This is a genomic window from Aeromonas dhakensis (assembly GCF_000820305.1).
Lineage (GTDB): Bacteria > Pseudomonadota > Gammaproteobacteria > Enterobacterales > Aeromonadaceae > Aeromonas > Aeromonas dhakensis.
In genome coordinates this window covers 1-16,539 of the sequence record NZ_CDBH01000038.1, presented here as the reverse complement: position 1 = coordinate 16,539, position 16,539 = coordinate 1, and the positions used below count along the sequence as shown (strand labels likewise).

The following is a 16,539-nucleotide window of genomic DNA, read 5'->3' as shown; positions in this document are numbered from 1 at the left end:
CCATCGTCAGAATACAGAAACAAAAAGCGCGCCATCGGCGCGCTTTTTTATACCTGCAAGGGGCGGGATTAACGGCCCAGCTTGGCCTTGAGCATGGCGACGATGTCGCTGATGGCCACTTCCTGCTTCTCGCCGGTGCGGCGGCACTTGTACTCCACCACGCCGTTGTCCATACCGCGCTCGCCGATGACGATGGCGTGCGGTACGCCCAGCAGCTCCATGTCGGCGAACATCACGCCCGGACGCTCTTTACGGTCGTCGAACAGCACGTCCACACCGGCGGCCTTCAGCTCGGCGTAGAACTGCTCGGCCAGCTCGGCAACGCGTACGGACTTGTGCATGTTCATCGGTACGATGGCCACTTCGAACGGGGCGATGGCGTCCGGCCAGATGATGCCGTACTGGTCGTTGTTCTGCTCGATGGCGGCAGCCACCAGGCGGGAAACCCCGATGCCGTAGCAACCCATCTCCATGGTGACGGACTTGCCGCCTTCATTCAGCACGCTCGCCTTCATGGCTTCGGAGTACTTGGTACCCAGCTGGAAGATGTGGCCCACTTCGATGCCGCGTTTGAGCAGCAGCTTGCCCTGGCCGCACGGGCTCGGGTCGCCTTCCACCACGTTGCGCAGGTCGGCAACTTCATAGGTGGTGATGTCGCGATCCCAGTTGGCACCGGTCAGGTGGAAGCCGGTCTCATTGGCGCCGCAAACGAAGTCAGCCAGGTGGGCGGCGCTGCGATCGGCGATGATGCGACCGGCAAAGCCGACCGGGCCGATGGAGCCTGCGTCGCAACCGGCGGCTGCCTTGATCTGCTCGTCGTTGGCGAAGGTCAGCGGGTTGGCGACACCCGGCAGCTTCTCGGCCTTGATTTCGTTCAGCTCGTGGTCGCCACGCAGCACCAGCGCGATGACGGCCTGGTTGCCGTGCTCGTCCGCTTCGCCCAGCACCAGCAGGGTCTTGGCGATGGCGCTCGGGGCCACGCTCAGGAAGGCGGCCACTTCGTCGATAGTGTGGATGTTCGGTGTCGCAACCTTGGTCAGGGCTGCGGTGGCAGCGGCGCGCTCGCCAGCCGGGGCCAGCGCCTCGGCCATCTCGATGTTGGCGGCGTAATCTGATGTATCGGAGAAGGCGATCAGGTCTTCACCGCTCTCGGCCAGCACCTGGAATTCGTGGGAGCCGGTACCACCGATGGAGCCGGTATCGGCCTGCACCGGACGGAAGTTCAGACCCATGCGGGTGAAGGCCTTGCAGTAGGCGGCGTGCATCTTCTCGTAGGTATCGACCAGGGAGGCCTTGTCGATGTGGAAGGAGTAGGCGTCCTTCATCAGGAACTCGCGGCCACGCATCACGCCGAAACGGGGGCGAACTTCGTCGCGGAACTTGGTCTGGATCTGGTACAGATTCAGCGGCAGCTGTTTGTAGCTGTTCACTTCGTAACGGATCAGCGCGGTGATCACCTCTTCGTGGGTCGGGCCCAGCACGAAGGGACGGTTGTGACGGTCGGTCAGACGGCACAGCTCGGGACCGTAGTCATCCCAGCGGCCTGACTCCTGCCACAGCTCGGCGGGCTGAACCACCGGCATGGAGACTTCGATGGCACCAGCATTGTTCATCTCTTCGCGAACAATGTTCTCGATTTTTTTCAGAACCCGCAGACCGGACGGCAGCCAGGCATACATGCCGGAGGCCAGTTTGCGGATCATGCCGGCGCGCAGCATCAGCTGATGGCTGATGATCTCGGCGTCGGACGGGGTTTCCTTGAGAGTGGAAAGCAGATATTGGCTGGTACGCATCGCGGTAGACCTTAGCTAAGACGGGCGGCGGGGCCCTGGATAATTTCAAGAGCGGAATTTTAACAGGACGGGCCCTGCGGCCCAAGGGCTAAATTCGTACGATGGGAGAAAGCGGGGGCGTCGCCCCCGCTGCGGTCAGACCCGAAATTGCGACAGTAACCGCTGTTGCAGCAGGCTGGCCTGATGGAGAGAAGAGGCGAGCTGCAGACACTCCTGCGCCTCCTGCTCACCAGTCTGGGCCTGCTGGCTGATGCCGGAGACCTTGTCCGAGGTGTGGCTCAGGGTATGGGAGAGCTGGCCGGTGGCGTCCGCCACCTGCTGTACCATGTCCGCCAGGTGGTCGATGGCGCCCTCCACCTTGAACAGGATCTGCTTGGTGTTGTCGGAATCCGCCATGCCCGACTCCACCGTCTTTAGGTTGCGCTGCATCATCAGGTAGGCGGTTTCGGTCTGCTGCTGGATGCTGTTGATCACCTCGTTGATCTCGGCGCTGGAGGAGGCGGTGCGATTGGCCAGGGTGCGCACCTCGTCGGCCACCACCGCAAAGCCGCGGCCCATCTCGCCGGCCCGGGCGGCCTCGATGGCGGCGTTGAGCGCCAGCAGATTGGTCTGCTCGGAAATGCCGCTGATGGTGGAGATGATCTGGCCTATCTGGCTGGCCTGCTCCTTGAGGGCGTTGATGGCGGTGGCGCATTCGCCCACCTCCATCACCACCCGCTGCATGCCCGCGCTGGCGGAGGAGACATACTGGCTGCTCTCGGTGGTGAGCTGGCGCACCTCGTTGGCGTTTTGTGCCGCCAGGCTGCAGTTGTCCGAGATGGTGGTGGCCACCTGCACCATCTGCTCGCTGTCATGGTGCAGCGCCTGGGCATGTTCGGCCGTCTGGCGGCTGCTCTGGCTGATGGCCTGAACCCGGTTGACCGAGGTGTGCACGTGCTCGCTGATGTGCTGGTTGTTGTCCATGGTCGAGCTGATCATCTTCTGCAGCTTCTCGATGAAGCGATCCACGCTGCCGGCCAGCGAGCCGATTTCGTCGTCACGCCTGAGGTTGATGCGGGCGTTGAGATCCCCTTCGCCGGCTGCGATGTCCTGCATGCGCCGATTGACTTGCAGCAGGGGCCGCACGATGGCGCGCACCAGCCAGAAGCCGCACAGGGTCACGATCAGCAGGCTGAACAGCAGGCCGCCCAGGATCAGACTCTTGGTATGGTTGATGATGGCGTTGAGCTGACCCACCTGATCCTCGACCGTGGCATCGCCCTTTGCCTCCACCTCGACCAGCAATTTCTTGAGCTGATCGGCGCTCTGCTCATAGCTGGTCAGCTGGCGTTGATACTCGCCAAGGGCCGCCATCCACTGCACCATCAATTGCTGAACCTCGGTTTCCAGCGCCCGATACTGGGTTGCCAGTGACTGGCCGGCAAACTCCCCCTCAGCGGGCACATCAAACAGTCCGCTGGCCAGCATGGCTTCGACCGCCTCCCGGTAGAAGCGGGTCGCCTCCTCCATCTCGCTCTGGATGGCGGGGGTGAGCCCTTCGCTCTGCATCTTCTCCAGCGCATAGAGCTGACGCAGGAAGCCTATATTGGCCTCCATGCCGCCATCGGCCGCGTGCCAGCGGGTTGCCAGGCCGCCATTCCAGCTGATGGCCTGATCCGGTGACTGGGTGAGGCTCTCGACCGCGCCATCACCCACCACCTCAAGCTGGGTCGAGAGGCGGGACATGCGTTCAGAACTGGCGCGCAGCGCCTGATCGAGGCGGGTAAACGTCTGGTAGAGCGCCAGCAGCTGTTCCTGCTGCTGCTGGTAGACCTGATGCTGCTGGTTCATGGTGTTGATGGCGGCGTCATCGATGAGCCGACCTTCGCCCACCCGGCGCATGGCGTCGGTGGTGGCGGTTCTGGCCTGCTGCAGTTCCTGCTCGTCGAGGGACATGCCTCTGAGCATCTTCTGGATGTAGAGCGACTGGTTGCCGAGCTCGATGGAGCCCTCCATGGCGCCGTCTGCAGTCTGCCAGGCGGCACCCAGCACATAGGAGAGCAGATCCGCCAGCCGCTGGCTGCCATACCAGCCGACGACGCCCATGCCCAGCGTGCAGCTGAGCAGAATGGCCAGCCCCAGGTTCGATGTGGTGACGATTTTCATGATTAAGGACCTTCCTTGGCTCCAAACAAACCCAATTTAGTGTTTTATCAGTGGCAACAAAATGCCATGCCAGATGGAAAATAAAGTTGTTGCCCGGCTCGGATCCAAGCATGGCTTGGAACGCGCGAATGTGCCGAAAATCCGCTGCGGTCCCGCCGCCCTATGCTGGATACTTATCCAGTTATTCTTTATGCTATGAGCCAATTTACAGATAGCTGGTTTGGCGAGGAGAGAGCCGTGATTGGTCGCTTGAGAGGCGTAGTCATTGAGAAACAACCCCCCGAGGTATTGCTGGAGGTCGGGGGCGTGGGCTATGAGGTGCACATGCCCATGAGCTGCTTCTATGATCTGCCCGAGATTGGCAAGGAAGCGGTCATTCACACCCACTTCGTGGTGCGGGAAGACGCCCAGCTGCTGTACGGCTTCAATCACAAGCAGGAGCGGGCGCTGTTTCGCGAGCTGATCAAGACCAACGGGGTCGGCCCCAAGCTGGCGCTGGCCATTCTCTCCGGCATGAGTGCCACCCAGTTCGTGCTGAGTGTCGAGCGCGAGGAGATAAGCTCCCTGGTCAAGTTGCCAGGGGTGGGCAAGAAGACCGCCGAGCGGCTGGTGGTGGAGATGAAGGACAGACTCAAGGGGTGGGTCAGCCACGATCTCTTCTCGCCGGCCGAGATCACCCTGCCCGCGAAGGAGAGTGCCCTGCGGGCGCCAGATTCGAGCGAAGAGGCCGCCAGTGCGCTGGTGGCACTCGGTTACAAGCCGCAGCAGGCCAGCCAGATCGTCAGCAAGGTGGCGGTGGATGGCATGTCGGTGGAAGATATCATCCGTGAAGCGCTGCGCAGCCTGGTGTGAGGTAGAGAATGATTGAAGCGGATCGCCTCATTTCCGCCGCTGGCGGGCGTGAGGAAGAAGTCATCGATCGGGCCATCCGACCCAAGCTGCTGGCCGATTACACCGGCCAGGATCCGGTCTGCGAACAGATGGAGATCTTCATCGCGGCGGCTCGCCAGCGCGGCGAGGCGCTCGATCACCTGTTGATCTTCGGCCCGCCCGGGCTTGGCAAGACCACGCTCGCCAACATAGTGGCCAACGAGATGGGGGTCAACATCAAGACCACCTCGGGCCCGGTGCTGGAGAAGGCCGGCGATCTGGCGGCGCTGCTCACCAACCTCGAGCCGAACGACGTGCTGTTCATCGACGAGATCCACCGCCTCAGCCCTGTGGTGGAGGAGGTGCTCTACCCGGCGATGGAGGATTACCAGCTCGACATCATGATCGGGGAGGGGCCGGCGGCTCGCTCCATCAAGCTCGACCTGCCCCCCTTCACCCTGATCGGCGCGACGACCCGGGCCGGCTCCCTCACCAGCCCGCTGCGGGATCGCTTCGGTATCGTGCAGCGCCTCGAGTTCTACAACGTCAGGGATCTGACCGACATCGTCGCCCGCAGCGCCCGTTGCCTCGGGCTCGACATGACGGAAGACGGTGCGCTGGAGGTGGCGCGTCGCTCGCGCGGTACGCCGCGAATTGCTAACCGTTTGTTGCGCAGGGTGCGGGATTTTGCCCAGGTGAAATCCGACGGCCGGATTGACGGACCCATAGCGGCCCGAGCCATGGACATGCTGGACGTGGATAACGAAGGGTTCGACTTCATGGACCGCAAGCTATTGTTGGCTGTCATAGACAAGTTTCTGGGGGGGCCGGTGGGGCTCGACAACCTGGCTGCGGCCATCGGCGAGGAGAAGGACACCATCGAAGATGTGCTCGAACCCTATCTGATCCAGCAGGGCTTCCTGCAACGTACACCCAGAGGGCGGATCGCGACACCAAGAGCTTATGCGCATTTTGGCCTGCAACGGCCAGATGAAGGGTAAAAACAGTTGATTGAACAAAAAACCGCCTTCAAGGGCGGTTTTTTGTTATCCGGGCAAAAAAAAGCCCACTGCGGAGGCGGTGGGCAAAGACAATTCAGGATGGATGTTCACAGACAGTGAGTGCGTCTGGAGACAGACCGGTAAAAAACGGAATGAGCCGTCGCGAGGCCTCAGAGTCGGTTCATTTGATAGAGCTGAACGAACGAAAGCTTGTAGTAACGGATGGTTTTAGCAACAAACTTTTTCATCTTTAATTCCAATAGACAGGTTCGAAATGTTCATCGAATACGTACCGGGAACCCAGATTGACCGGCCTGTATCCAAGGGTATGCCCTCACTGCGAGGCGCATTGTAGGAGCTCTGTCTGACTCGGACAAACAAGAAAAATTACCCATATCAGATTAGATTAACTAATCATTTTGTGGCCTTGTCGAATTAGCATGGATATGCGTTTTTATTGGTTTTTAATTGGTTTTATTCTGGCTGGGGACAAGCGAGGGAAACATGATGAAAACACCCTTGAGAGTTGTTTTTTAACAGAAGCATTACTTATTTGCTTCAAGATTAAAGTTGATTTAAATCAATGATTTGCGATTTTTATTTTTTTGTGACCCAGCTCTCTAAAATAAATGGAAAGGGTCGTGAAAATGCCTTTGAAAGGCATGTATTGATGGTGGTTTTACATTGATTTCAATCAAATAAAGGTGATATAAAACTCAGGTCATTATGGGCGGGAATAAAGCAAGCTTGATTGTTTTGCAATTGTTAAACATTAGCTTTTTTTGTTCCCTATTATTGCCTTGTTGTTAATGTGGTGGCAGTCGAATCCGGTCGTCAGTGCAAAACTGGAACATGACCGATAATTCGGGGACTTCCAACGGAAGCTTTGTCTTAAAACTTAAAATAGCCGTGCCAATAATCGGTGAGGAAACATCATGATTGCTGAGCATGTGGTAGACCTATCGCGGTTCCAATTCGCTGCGACGGCCCTTTATCACTTCCTGTTTGTGCCCTTGACGCTCGGAATGGCCTTCATTCTGGCGATCATGGAGTCTGTCTATGTGATGACCAACAACCCTGTCTACCGGGACATGACCAAGTTCTGGGGCAAGTTGTTTGGTATCAACTTTGCCCTCGGGGTCACCACAGGGCTGACCATGGAGTTCCAGTTTGGTACCAACTGGGCCTACTACTCCCACTATGTCGGCGATATCTTCGGGGCCCCGCTGGCCATCGAAGGTCTGATGGCATTCTTCCTGGAATCCACCTTCGTCGGTATGTTCTTCTTCGGCTGGGATCGGCTCTCCAAGCGTCAGCACCTGGCTGCGACCTGGTTGATGGCGCTCGGGACCAACCTCTCCGCGCTCTGGATCCTGGTTGCCAACGGCTGGATGCAGAATCCGGTCGGTGCCGAGTTCAACTTCGAAACCATGCGCATGGAGATGGTGAGCTTCGCCGATCTGGTGTTCAACCCGGTTGCCCAGGTGAAGTTCGTCCACACAGTGGCGGCAGGCTATACCACAGGTGCCATGTTCGTGCTGGGAATCTCTTCCTACTACCTGCTCAAGCATCGTGACGTGGCCTTCGCCCGTCGCTCCTTCGCCATAGCGGCCGCATTCGGCATGGCATCCATCCTCTCCGTGCTGATCCTCGGTGACGAGTCCGGCTACGAGACAGGTGAAGTGCAGAAGGTGAAACTGGCGGCCATCGAGGCCGAGTGGAACACCGAACCTGCGCCAGCCTCCTTTACCCTGTTCGGCATCCCGAACCAGGAAGAGATGCGCACCGACTACGCCATCAAGATCCCTTATGCCCTCGGCATCATCGCCACCCGTTCGCTGGACGGCCAGGTGACCGGTCTCAAGGATCTGAAGAGCGAGCACGAGCTGCGCGTGCGCAACGGCATGACCGCCTACGACCTGCTGACCAAGCTGCAGTCCGGAGACAAGTCTGACGATACCCGCGCCCGCTTCGACGAAGTGAAGCAGGATCTGGGCTACGGTCTGCTGCTCAAGCGCTATACCTCCAACGTGACCGACGCCACCGACGAGCAGATCAAGGCCGCCGTGGATGACTCCATCCCGCAAGTGCTGCCGCTGTTCTTCGCCTTCCGCATCATGGTTGCCTGCGGCATGTTGATGCTGGTGCTGATTGGCCTGGCCTTCTATGACAGTACCCGTCACAAGATCGGCGAGCGCAAGTGGCTGCTCAAGGCGCTGCTGTACGGCATCCCGTTGCCCTGGATCGCCATCGAGTGTGGCTGGTTCGTCGCGGAATACGGTCGTCAGCCCTGGACCATCGCCGAAGTGTTGCCGACCTCGGTCTCGGCCTCCAACGTGCCGGCGTCCGAGATCTGGTTCTCCCTTATCGGGATCTGCCTGTTCTACACCGTACTGCTGATCATCGAGATGTACCTGATGTTCAAGTACGCGCGTCTGGGCCCAAGCAGCCTGAAGACCGGCAAGTACCACTTCGAACAGAGCAAGGCATAAGGAGAGCAACCCATGTTTGATTACGAAATGTTGCGCCTGGTCTGGTGGGTGCTGGTCGGCGTCCTGCTGATTGGCTTCGCCATCACCGACGGCTTCGATATGGGGGTGGGCGCACTGCTCCCCTTCGTCGGCAAGAAAGATGTTGAGCGTCGGGTGATGCTCAACACCATGGGCCCGCACTGGGAAGGGAACCAGGTCTGGCTGGTGACCGCCGGTGGTGCCCTGTTTGCAGCCTGGCCAATGGTGTATGCGGCAGCCTTCTCCGGCTTCTACATCGCCATGATCCTGACCCTGATGGCACTGTTCTTCCGCCCGGTCGGTTTCAAGTACCGCTCCCTGCGTGAAGATGCCAAGTGGCGCAGCAACTGGGACTGGGCGCTGTTCGTCGGTAGCGCGGTACCGCCCATCGTGTTTGGCGTGGCGTTCGGCAACCTGCTGCAGGGCGTGCCGTTCGACTTCAACCAGTTCATGATGCTGACCTATCATGGCAACTTCTTCGGTCTGCTCAATCCGTTCGGCCTGCTGGCAGGTCTGGTGAGCCTGTTCATGCTGGTCACCCAGGGAGCTACCTGGCTGATGATGAAGACCGACGGTGAAGTGCTGGCCCGCTCCCGCACCGCTGCCATGATCTGCTCGCTGGTGACCCTGGTGCTGTTCGCACTGGCCGGTTTCTGGGTCAGCGGCATGGAAGGCTATGTGGTGGTCAAGGCCGCCGCGACCGATGCCGTCTCCAATCCGATGAACAAGGAAGTGGTGCGTCAGGCCGGTGCCTGGATGAACAACTACAGCCTCTATCCCTGGATGGTTGCGGCGCCCGTGCTGGGTCTGGCGATGAGCCTGCTGACATCGCTGTTTGCCAAGCTGAACAAGGGCTGGCTGGCGTTCACCTGCTCCTCCCTGGCGATTGCTGGCGTGATCCTGACTGCCGGCTTCTCCATGTTCCCGTTCGTGATGCCCTCAAGCCTTGAGCCGTCACTGAGCCTGACCATGTGGGATGCCACCGCTTCTCTCAACACCCTGCGGGTGATGACGGTAGCGGCCGCCATCTTCGTACCGATTGTGCTGGGTTATACCCTGTGGACCTACATCAAGATGTTCGGCCGGGTGACCAGCAAGCACATCGAAGACAACCAACAATCGCTCTACTAAGAAGGTGCCCTGATATGTGGTATTTCACCTGGATCCTGGGTCTGCTGCTGGCTTGTGCATTCGGCATCATCAATGCGCTGTGGCTGGAACACACCGAGAACATGGATCGCCAGATCGATGAGAACAAGTGATCGACTCGCCCGGTTGGCTGCTCCCCTGGAGCGCCAACCCTGGCAGGGGTTGATGCTGGTAGCGGCGGCCCTGTTGGCCGTCGCTATTTTACAGGCCCCCAATCTGGTGGCCGCCAACACCAGCGAACACGGCCTCTGGCTGGCGCCCTGGCTGATGTGGGCGGTCTGTTGCGGGGTCATGCACGGGCTGGGATTCCACCCCCGCAGCCTCGTCGGTCGCGTGCTGTTTTTCCCCTGGCTCGCCTTGCCCAGTTTGTTGTACGGGCTCTGGCTGACTCAAGGCTATTTCCTTTCATAAAAAACGGGGGGAGGCAGGATTTCCCTGCTTCCCCCTGCTTCTTTCCTATTCAGCCCTGCGCTATGATAGCCCCCCATCTGACTGTCGTATGGATCACAGATTGTTATGGGGGAAGTCTCTGAGTTTCCGGTGCGTGTCTACTACGAAGACACCGATGCCGGGGGCATCGTCTACAACGCCAATTATCTCAAGTTTATGGAACGTGCTCGCACCGAGTTCCTGCGTGCTGGCGGCATCGAACAGGATGTCCTGCTGGGCGCCGGGTACGCGTTTGTGGTGAGTCGAACAGAGATCGATTTCCGCTCGGCGGCCCGTTTTAATGAGCTTTTGACTGTATTGACGCAAGTGACCGAAGTGAAACGCGCCTCCATGCGCTTCTCACAACGGATACTGGCGGCTGATGGACGACTGATCACCCAGGCCATGGTACAGATAGCCTGTGTCAGTCATCCGCATATGAAACCTGTTGCAATACCTGAAAATGTGAAGGGAGTGCTGTTAAGTGCACGCTGAAATTTCGTTTATTGGCCTGTTTTGGCAAGCCAGCCTGTTGGTAAAACTGGTCATGATGACCCTGATGGGCATGTCGGTCGTCTCTTGGGCGCTGATCATCCAGCGCTCCAAGGCCATCAAGGCAGCCAATATCGCATCGGAGCAGTTTGAAGACAGATTCTGGTCCGGGGTCGACCTCAACCGTCTCTACCAGGAGTCCTCTTCCCGCCGCGACGACATCGAAGGCATGGAAGACATCTTCTACTCCGGCTTCAAGGAGTATGCCCGTCTGCTCAAGGCCGGCGCCCGTGGTCAGGATGCGGTGATGGACGGTACCTACCGTGCTATGCGCGTCTCCCTCTCCCGCGCGGTGGACGATCTCGAGTCCAACCTGCCGATCCTGGCGACCATCGGCTCCATCAGCCCCTATATCGGTCTGTTTGGTACCGTCTGGGGGATCATGAACGCCTTTATCGCCCTGGGTCAGGTGCAGCAGGCTACCCTGCAGATGGTGGCCCCCGGTATCGCGGAGGCGCTGATCGCCACCGCCATGGGTCTGTTTGCCGCCATCCCGGCCGTTATCTTCTACAACCGCTTCTCCAACAAGGTCGAGCGGCTGGAGAACGCCTACGCCAACTTCATGGACGAGTTCACCACCATTCTGAACCGTCAAATTGCTCAGCAGCAGGGTGATCAGTAATGCAAACCTATCAGCGGATCCGGCGCAAGAAGGTGGCCGAGATCAACGTGGTTCCCTATATCGACGTCATGCTGGTGCTGCTTATCATCTTCATGGCGGTGACGCCCGTGATCACCCAAGGGGTCAAGGTTGACCTGCCGCAGGCGGAATCCGAGCAGTTGCCGGAAGATGCCAAGCCGCCCTTCATCGTCAGCGTCAATACCGAAGGCGAGTACGTCATCAAGGCCGGCGAGGCCGAAGACGAACCCGTGCCGAGCGGGACGCCCGAGGCGATGCAGCAGTACATCACCGAGAAGGCCATGGGTTACCTGGCCATCAACCAGAACGCCCCCGTGGTAGTGGCCGGTGACAAGTCGGTGCGCTACGAAGAGGTGATCCTGCTGATGGTGGCCCTCAAGAAAGCCGGTGTGCCTCAGGTCGGCCTGATGACAGATCCGGTGAACTGACGGAGATGGATGTGAAGCGTGGTATTTCCGGTTATCTCATCGCGTCGCTTCTGCTGCACCTGATCATCGGCATCATCCTGTTTGTCGGGCTCGACTTCAGCAAGCCGAAGCGACCCGAGTCGAAGGGGCAGATCGTCAATGCCGTCATGCTCGACGAGAACTTCCTCAACGAGCAGGCCAAGCAGATCCAGCAGCAGAAGGCTCAGCCCAAGCCGCAGAAGGTAGAGAAAGAGAAGGATAAGGAAGACACGGACATCGCCAAGCGCGAGCTGGCCCAGCAGCAGGAACGGTTGCGGATTGCAGAGGCCAAGCGCAAGGAGGCCGAGGAGGCCACCCGCAAGGCCGAAGTAGAGAAGCAGAAGAAGCAGGCCGAGCAGAAGCAGGCGGAAGAGAAGGCCCAGAAGGCCGAGGAAGCCCGCAAGCTCGAAGAGCAGAAGGCCAAGAAGGCTGAGGCCGAGCGCAAGGCCGCGGAAGAAGAGAGCAAGGCGCTGGCGCTGAAGAAGAAAAAGGAACAAGAGAAGAAAGAGGCTGAAGAGAAGGCCAAGGCTGAGGAGGCCAAGGCCAAGAAAGCGGAAGCCGAGAAGAAAGCCAAAGCCGAAGCCGAGAAAAAAGCGAAGGCAGAAGCGGACAAGAAAGCCAAGGCGGAGGCCGAGCAGAAGGCCAAGGCTGAAGCCGAGAAGAAAGCCAAGGAAGAGGCGGCCAAGAAGGCAAAAGCTGACGCAGAGAAGAAAGCCAAGGCAGAGGCCGACAAGCAGGCCAAGATCGCGGCTGAACGCAAGCGCAAAGCGGCCGAGGAGGCCAAGCTGCAAAAAGAGATGGAAGACATGATGCAGCAGCAGCTGGCGGCTGAGGCTAATGCCCGCAGTCAGGCGGCATCGGCGGCGGCCAAGGGTGAAGTCGACAAATATGCGGCGCTTATCAAGGCGACTGTTGAGCGATATATGATTTTGGATCCCACCATGCGGGGCAAAACATGTACTATCGGCGTACGTCTTGCGAGCACCGGCTTTGTCATCTCGGTAGATAACGGCCAGGGTGACCCGGCGGTATGTCGTTCCGGCAAAGCAGCCGTACTGAAGGCCAATCAGTTGCCGGTACCCAAGGATCCTGCGGCATTCGAGATGTTGAAGGAGTTCAACCTCAAGCTGGAACCTAACATCTAGCACTGATGGCGAGGGGATCGAGTAAGGTGGTTGGCAGCGTCTTGCCGAGAAAGGAAGTTAATCTCTCATTATTTTGGAACCGAGTGTTTAAGCCATGATAAGAAAAGTGTTTTTTGCTTTGGTTGGCTGTTTGTTGCTGGGTCAGAGCGCCCAGGCGGCCTTGGACATCGTCATCACCGGCGGTATCGACAGTGCACGGCCGATCGCCGTCGCCCCCTTCAAGTGGGAAGGCAATGGCCAGCTGCCGCAGGACATCGCGGAAGTGGTCTCCAACGATCTGATGCGCAGCGGCAAGTTCAGACCGCTGGCCCGTGGCCAGATGCCGCAGACCCCGAGCTCCAGCGGTGAAATCAACTTCGCACCCTGGGCCTCCCAAGGCGTCGAAGCCGTGGTGGTCGGTTCCATCGCCGCCGTCGGCGACGGTACCTACAAGGTCAACTTCGAGCTGGTCGACGTGCTCAAGGGCCAGCTGGCCAAGACCCAGGGCGGCGAGAGCAATGGCTACATCCTGGACAGCCGGATGGCGACCATCCCGGGTGCCCAGATGCGCCAGTTTGCCCACCGCATCTCCGACATCGTCTACGAGCGGCTGACCGGCGAGCGCGGGGCCTTCCTGACCCGTCTGGCGTACGTCTCCGTGCAGCAGGGTACCCAGTTCCCGTATCAGCTGCGGATCTCCGACTACGACGGTTACAACGAGAAGACCCTGCTGCGTTCCCGCGAGCCGCTGATGTCCCCAGCCTGGTCGCCGGATGGCAGCAAGCTGGCCTACGTGAGCTTCGAGAACCAGAAATCCGAAATCTACGTGCAGGACATCTACACCCAGCAGCGCAGCCTGATCACCAGCTTCCGCGGCATCAACGGGGCGCCGGAGTGGTCTCCGGATGGTCGTCGTCTGGCTATCGTTCTCTCCAAGGATGGGTCACCGAACCTCTATGTCGTTGATGTTGCTAGCAAGCAGCTGACCCGCGTCACAACCAGCCGGGTAATCGACACCGAACCCTCCTGGATGCCGGACGGTCAAAATTTGCTGTTCACCTCTGAACGTGGTGGCAAACCCCAGATTTATAGCGTAAATTTGGCGACTGGCATGACTCGCCGGATGACCTGGGAAGGTGAATCCAACCAGGGTGCGTCCATTACTCCTGATGGCAAAATCATGGTGATGGTGACCCGGGTTCAGGGACAATACCGTATCGCCCGTCAGGATATGGAAAACAATGCCCTGCTGGTCCTTACCCAGAGCGCGCTGGATGAGTCGCCAAGTGTGGCTCCCAATGGCAGCATGATCATTTATGCCACCATCTATCAGGGTCGTAAGAGTCTCGCATTGGTGTCGACTGATGGTCGCTTCAAGGCTGTGCTTCCGACCAGTAGCGGTGAAATTCGTGCACCAGCTTGGTCGCCCTTCTTGAATTGATAAAAATCCAATTGTTTTTTGTTTTGTTATAAAGGTTTAAGGAAATAGCATGCAACTCAATAAACTGCTCAAGGGTTTGGCCATCGCACTGCCACTGTTCACCCTGGCCGCTTGTAGCTCCTCTTCTGATTCTGACGCCGCTGGTGCCGAATCAGGCATGACCGACGGCATGGGCGGTGTACAAACCGGTGGCGCGAATGGCATGTTGTCCCCGGAAGAGCAGATGCGTCAGAAGTTCGAAGCGCTGCAGCGTGACAACGTGATCTACTTCCCGTTCGACGGTTACGACATCCAGGGTCAATACGCCGACCTGCTGGATGCCCACGCCAGCTACCTGCGTGAGCGCCCGAGCGTCAAAGTACTGATCGAAGGCCACGCCGACGAGCGCGGTACTCCGGAGTACAACATCGCGCTGGGTGAGCGTCGTGCCAAGGCTGTTGCCAAGTATCTGCAAACCCTGGGTGTGCAGGCTGAGCAGCTCTCCATCGTCAGCTATGGCGAAGAGAAGCCGCTGGATATGTCTCACACCGAGGATGCCTTTGCCAAGAACCGCCGTGCGGTCCTGGTTTACTAAGGTTTGAATCGAACGAAGTTCGTTTATATGCAAGCGGCCATTTCGATGGCCGTTTTATTTGCACTAAACGCCAAGGTTTGATCCGAATGAAATCTGTATAAGCGAGCGACGATGGCGCTGGCCGTTTTATTTGCACTAAACGCTAAGGTTTGATCCGAATGAAATCTGTGTACAAGCAAGCTGCTGTTGCGCTGGCCGTATTGGTTGCTCTGAATGCGCAAGCGGCGGCACCGGTGAGCGATCTGAGCGGTGACTCGGGTGGCGGGGTTGTCCTAAGCGGCAACAACGGCGCTATCGTGCCCACCGGCAGCCTGGAAGACAGGGTGGCCCTGCTGGAGCGCACGCTCAACGCCCGTCTGCGCCTGCAGGCAGATTTGCAGCAACAGGTGGATGCCCTGCAAGGAGAGGTCTCCGAGCTGCGTGGCCAGCTGGAGCAGCAGACCTACCAGATGGAACAGTCGCAGGAGCGTCAGCGCCAGCTCTATCAGGAGCTCGACAAGGTGGCCAACAGCCAGCCTGCCGCTACATCAGCAGCCCCGGCAGCCGCCGCTGCGAGCGCGACGCTGGCCGCCGCGGCCAACTACTCCACCAACCAGAACGAGAATCAGGCCTATGATGCGGCCGTGAACATGGTGCTCAAGGAGAAGAACTACGACAAGGCGATTCCGGCCTTCGAAGGGTTCATCAAGCAGTTCCCGAGCTCCAGCTATGTTCCCAACGCCCATTACTGGCTGGGCCAGCTGCTGTTCAACAAGGGGGATCGGACCGGCGCTGCCGCCCAGTTCACCACGGTGGCCACCAAGTTCAGCAAGTCGCCCAAGCGCGCCGACGCCCTGTTGAAGCTGGGTATGCTGGCACAACTGGATGGCAAGAAGGCGGAAGCCAAGAACTTCTATGAGCAGGTGATCAAGGGCTATCCCAACACCTCGCCGGCCCAGCTGGCCAAACAGAGTTTGAGCAAGCTATAACTTTGCCGCATGTCACTGTTTTCGTAACAGTCTTGTAAATACAGCCTCGCTTTGTATGCGCAGTGAACAAACAGATGGAATTTAAGATTTTTCTGTTGCGCCAGGATGATAAATCCGTAATATAGGCCGCCGTCAGAGCCGGTGCAGCATTGCAGTTGGTCCTGGTCGTGGTGAGGGTCGTTAGCTCAGTCGGTAGAGCAGTTGACTTTTAATCAATTGGTCGCTGGTTCGAATCCAGCACGACCCACCATTTCTCCACCAGGTGGAGACAGAATTCCCAGGTCGTTTAGCTCAGCTGGGAGAGCACCTCCCTTACAAGGAGGGGGTCACTGGTTCGATCCCAGTAACGACCACCAGTTTTAAGCTGTCTGCCAAGGCAGGCAGTGAAAGAGGCAAGTCAGGTGTGGGTCGTTAGCTCAGTCGGTAGAGCAGTTGACTCTTAATCAATTGGTCGTAGGTTCGATCCCTACACGACCCACCAATTTGCCCAGATGAATTCCCAGGTCGTTTAGCTCAGCTGGGAGAGCACCTCCCTTACAAGGAGGGGGTCACTGGTTCGATCCCAGTAACGACCACCAGTTTGTAAAAAATGATTTAGATGGGTCGTTAGCTCAGTCGGTAGAGCAGTTGACTTTTAATCAATTGGTCGCTGGTTCGAATCCAGCACGACCCACCATCATTTCAGAATCCCAGGTCGTTTAGCTCAGCTGGGAGAGCACCTCCCTTACAAGGAGGGGGTCACTGGTTCGATCCCAGTAACGACCACCAGTTTGTAAATAATGATTTAGATGGGTCGTTAGCTCAGTCGGTAGAGCAGTTGACTTTTAATCAATTGGTCGCTGGTTCGAATCCAGCACGACCCACCATCATTTCAGAATCCCAGGTCGTTTAGCTCAG

At 58.4% G+C, this 16,539-nt stretch carries 16 protein-coding genes and 7 tRNA genes; 21 read left to right on the top strand and 2 right to left on the bottom strand.

Annotation, left to right across the window (positions count from 1 at the left end):
- Positions 1-68: 68 nt before the first annotated feature.
- Both BN1143_RS09275 and BN1143_RS09270 read right to left on the bottom strand, forming a co-directional pair.
- Positions 69-1,793, bottom strand: a complete 1,725-nt coding sequence (locus BN1143_RS09275; protein ID WP_042050353.1) for a proline--tRNA ligase — start codon at positions 1,791-1,793, stop codon at positions 69-71.
- A gap of 135 nt (positions 1,794-1,928) precedes the next feature.
- The gene (locus BN1143_RS09270; RefSeq protein WP_042050352.1) at positions 1,929-3,938 is read right to left on the bottom strand and encodes a methyl-accepting chemotaxis protein; all 2,010 of its coding nucleotides are present in this window, start codon (positions 3,936-3,938) and stop codon (positions 1,929-1,931) included.
- Positions 3,939-4,175: 237 nt separating this feature from the next.
- Between BN1143_RS09270 and ruvA the strand changes: the two genes are divergently transcribed.
- From ruvA to BN1143_RS09170, 21 genes are all read left to right on the top strand, one after another.
- The gene (gene ruvA, locus BN1143_RS09265; RefSeq protein WP_042050351.1) at positions 4,176-4,790 is read left to right on the top strand and encodes a Holliday junction branch migration protein RuvA; all 615 of its coding nucleotides are present in this window, start codon (positions 4,176-4,178) and stop codon (positions 4,788-4,790) included.
- Between the two features lie 8 nt (positions 4,791-4,798).
- Positions 4,799-5,809 carry a Holliday junction branch migration DNA helicase RuvB gene (ruvB, locus tag BN1143_RS09260; protein WP_005304949.1) on the top strand — a complete coding sequence of 337 codons (1,011 nt, stop codon included), beginning with the start codon at positions 4,799-4,801 and terminating at the stop codon, positions 5,807-5,809.
- 440 nt (positions 5,810-6,249) lie between these two features.
- Positions 6,250-6,396: a hypothetical protein gene (locus BN1143_RS22370; RefSeq protein ID WP_156141295.1), complete on the top strand. Its 147-nt coding sequence runs from the start codon at positions 6,250-6,252 to the stop codon at positions 6,394-6,396.
- A gap of 348 nt (positions 6,397-6,744) precedes the next feature.
- Positions 6,745-8,301: a cytochrome ubiquinol oxidase subunit I gene (gene cydA / locus BN1143_RS09255; protein WP_005304948.1), complete on the top strand. Its 1,557-nt coding sequence runs from the start codon at positions 6,745-6,747 to the stop codon at positions 8,299-8,301.
- 12 nt (positions 8,302-8,313) lie between these two features.
- The gene (gene cydB, locus BN1143_RS09250) at positions 8,314-9,450 is read left to right on the top strand and encodes a cytochrome d ubiquinol oxidase subunit II (RefSeq protein ID WP_005304945.1); all 1,137 of its coding nucleotides are present in this window, start codon (positions 8,314-8,316) and stop codon (positions 9,448-9,450) included.
- 14 nt (positions 9,451-9,464) lie between these two features.
- Entirely contained in the window at positions 9,465-9,581 is a 117-nt protein-coding gene (cydX, locus tag BN1143_RS21890) for a cytochrome bd-I oxidase subunit CydX (protein WP_005304933.1), read from the top strand.
- Complete coding sequence (locus BN1143_RS09240) at positions 9,568-9,879, top strand: cyd operon YbgE family protein (protein ID WP_041203624.1); 312 nt, start codon at positions 9,568-9,570, stop codon at positions 9,877-9,879. The genes cydX and BN1143_RS09240 overlap by 14 nt, the downstream gene beginning before the upstream one ends.
- Positions 9,880-9,984: 105 nt before the next feature.
- The gene (gene ybgC / locus BN1143_RS09235; protein ID WP_005304924.1) at positions 9,985-10,392 is read left to right on the top strand and encodes a tol-pal system-associated acyl-CoA thioesterase; all 408 of its coding nucleotides are present in this window, start codon (positions 9,985-9,987) and stop codon (positions 10,390-10,392) included.
- The gene (tolQ, locus tag BN1143_RS09230; protein ID WP_005304921.1) at positions 10,382-11,071 is read left to right on the top strand and encodes a protein TolQ; all 690 of its coding nucleotides are present in this window, start codon (positions 10,382-10,384) and stop codon (positions 11,069-11,071) included. Before ybgC ends, tolQ begins: the two co-directional genes overlap by 11 nt.
- Positions 11,071-11,517, top strand: coding sequence for a protein TolR (tolR, locus tag BN1143_RS09225; protein ID WP_005304918.1), 447 nt, complete (start codon positions 11,071-11,073; stop codon positions 11,515-11,517). The genes tolQ and tolR overlap by 1 nt, the downstream gene beginning before the upstream one ends.
- 5 nt (positions 11,518-11,522) lie before the next feature.
- Positions 11,523-12,680 (top strand): cell envelope integrity protein TolA, encoded by a 1,158-nt coding sequence (gene tolA / locus BN1143_RS09220; protein WP_017765796.1) that lies wholly within the window; start codon positions 11,523-11,525, stop codon positions 12,678-12,680.
- A gap of 94 nt (positions 12,681-12,774) precedes the next feature.
- Positions 12,775-14,100: a Tol-Pal system beta propeller repeat protein TolB gene (gene tolB / locus BN1143_RS09215; RefSeq protein ID WP_010636193.1), complete on the top strand. Its 1,326-nt coding sequence runs from the start codon at positions 12,775-12,777 to the stop codon at positions 14,098-14,100.
- Between the two features lie 49 nt (positions 14,101-14,149).
- Positions 14,150-14,674 (top strand): peptidoglycan-associated lipoprotein Pal, encoded by a 525-nt coding sequence (gene pal / locus BN1143_RS09210; protein WP_005304908.1) that lies wholly within the window; start codon positions 14,150-14,152, stop codon positions 14,672-14,674.
- A gap of 158 nt (positions 14,675-14,832) precedes the next feature.
- Complete coding sequence (gene ybgF, locus BN1143_RS09205) at positions 14,833-15,642, top strand: tol-pal system protein YbgF (RefSeq protein WP_042050350.1); 810 nt, start codon at positions 14,833-14,835, stop codon at positions 15,640-15,642.
- A 174-nt stretch (positions 15,643-15,816) separates the two neighbouring features.
- Positions 15,817-15,892 (top strand) — tRNA-Lys (locus BN1143_RS09200).
- A gap of 30 nt (positions 15,893-15,922) precedes the next feature.
- A tRNA-Val gene (locus BN1143_RS09195) sits at positions 15,923-15,998 on the top strand.
- 49 nt (positions 15,999-16,047) lie between these two features.
- A tRNA-Lys gene (locus tag BN1143_RS09190) sits at positions 16,048-16,123 on the top strand.
- 21 nt (positions 16,124-16,144) lie between these two features.
- Positions 16,145-16,220, top strand: a tRNA-Val gene (locus BN1143_RS09185).
- Between the two features lie 22 nt (positions 16,221-16,242).
- Positions 16,243-16,318, top strand: a tRNA-Lys gene (locus tag BN1143_RS09180).
- A gap of 16 nt (positions 16,319-16,334) precedes the next feature.
- Positions 16,335-16,410: transfer RNA gene (locus BN1143_RS09175), tRNA-Val, on the top strand.
- 22 nt (positions 16,411-16,432) lie between these two features.
- Positions 16,433-16,508: transfer RNA gene (locus BN1143_RS09170), tRNA-Lys, on the top strand.
- Positions 16,509-16,539: the final 31 nt, after the last annotated feature.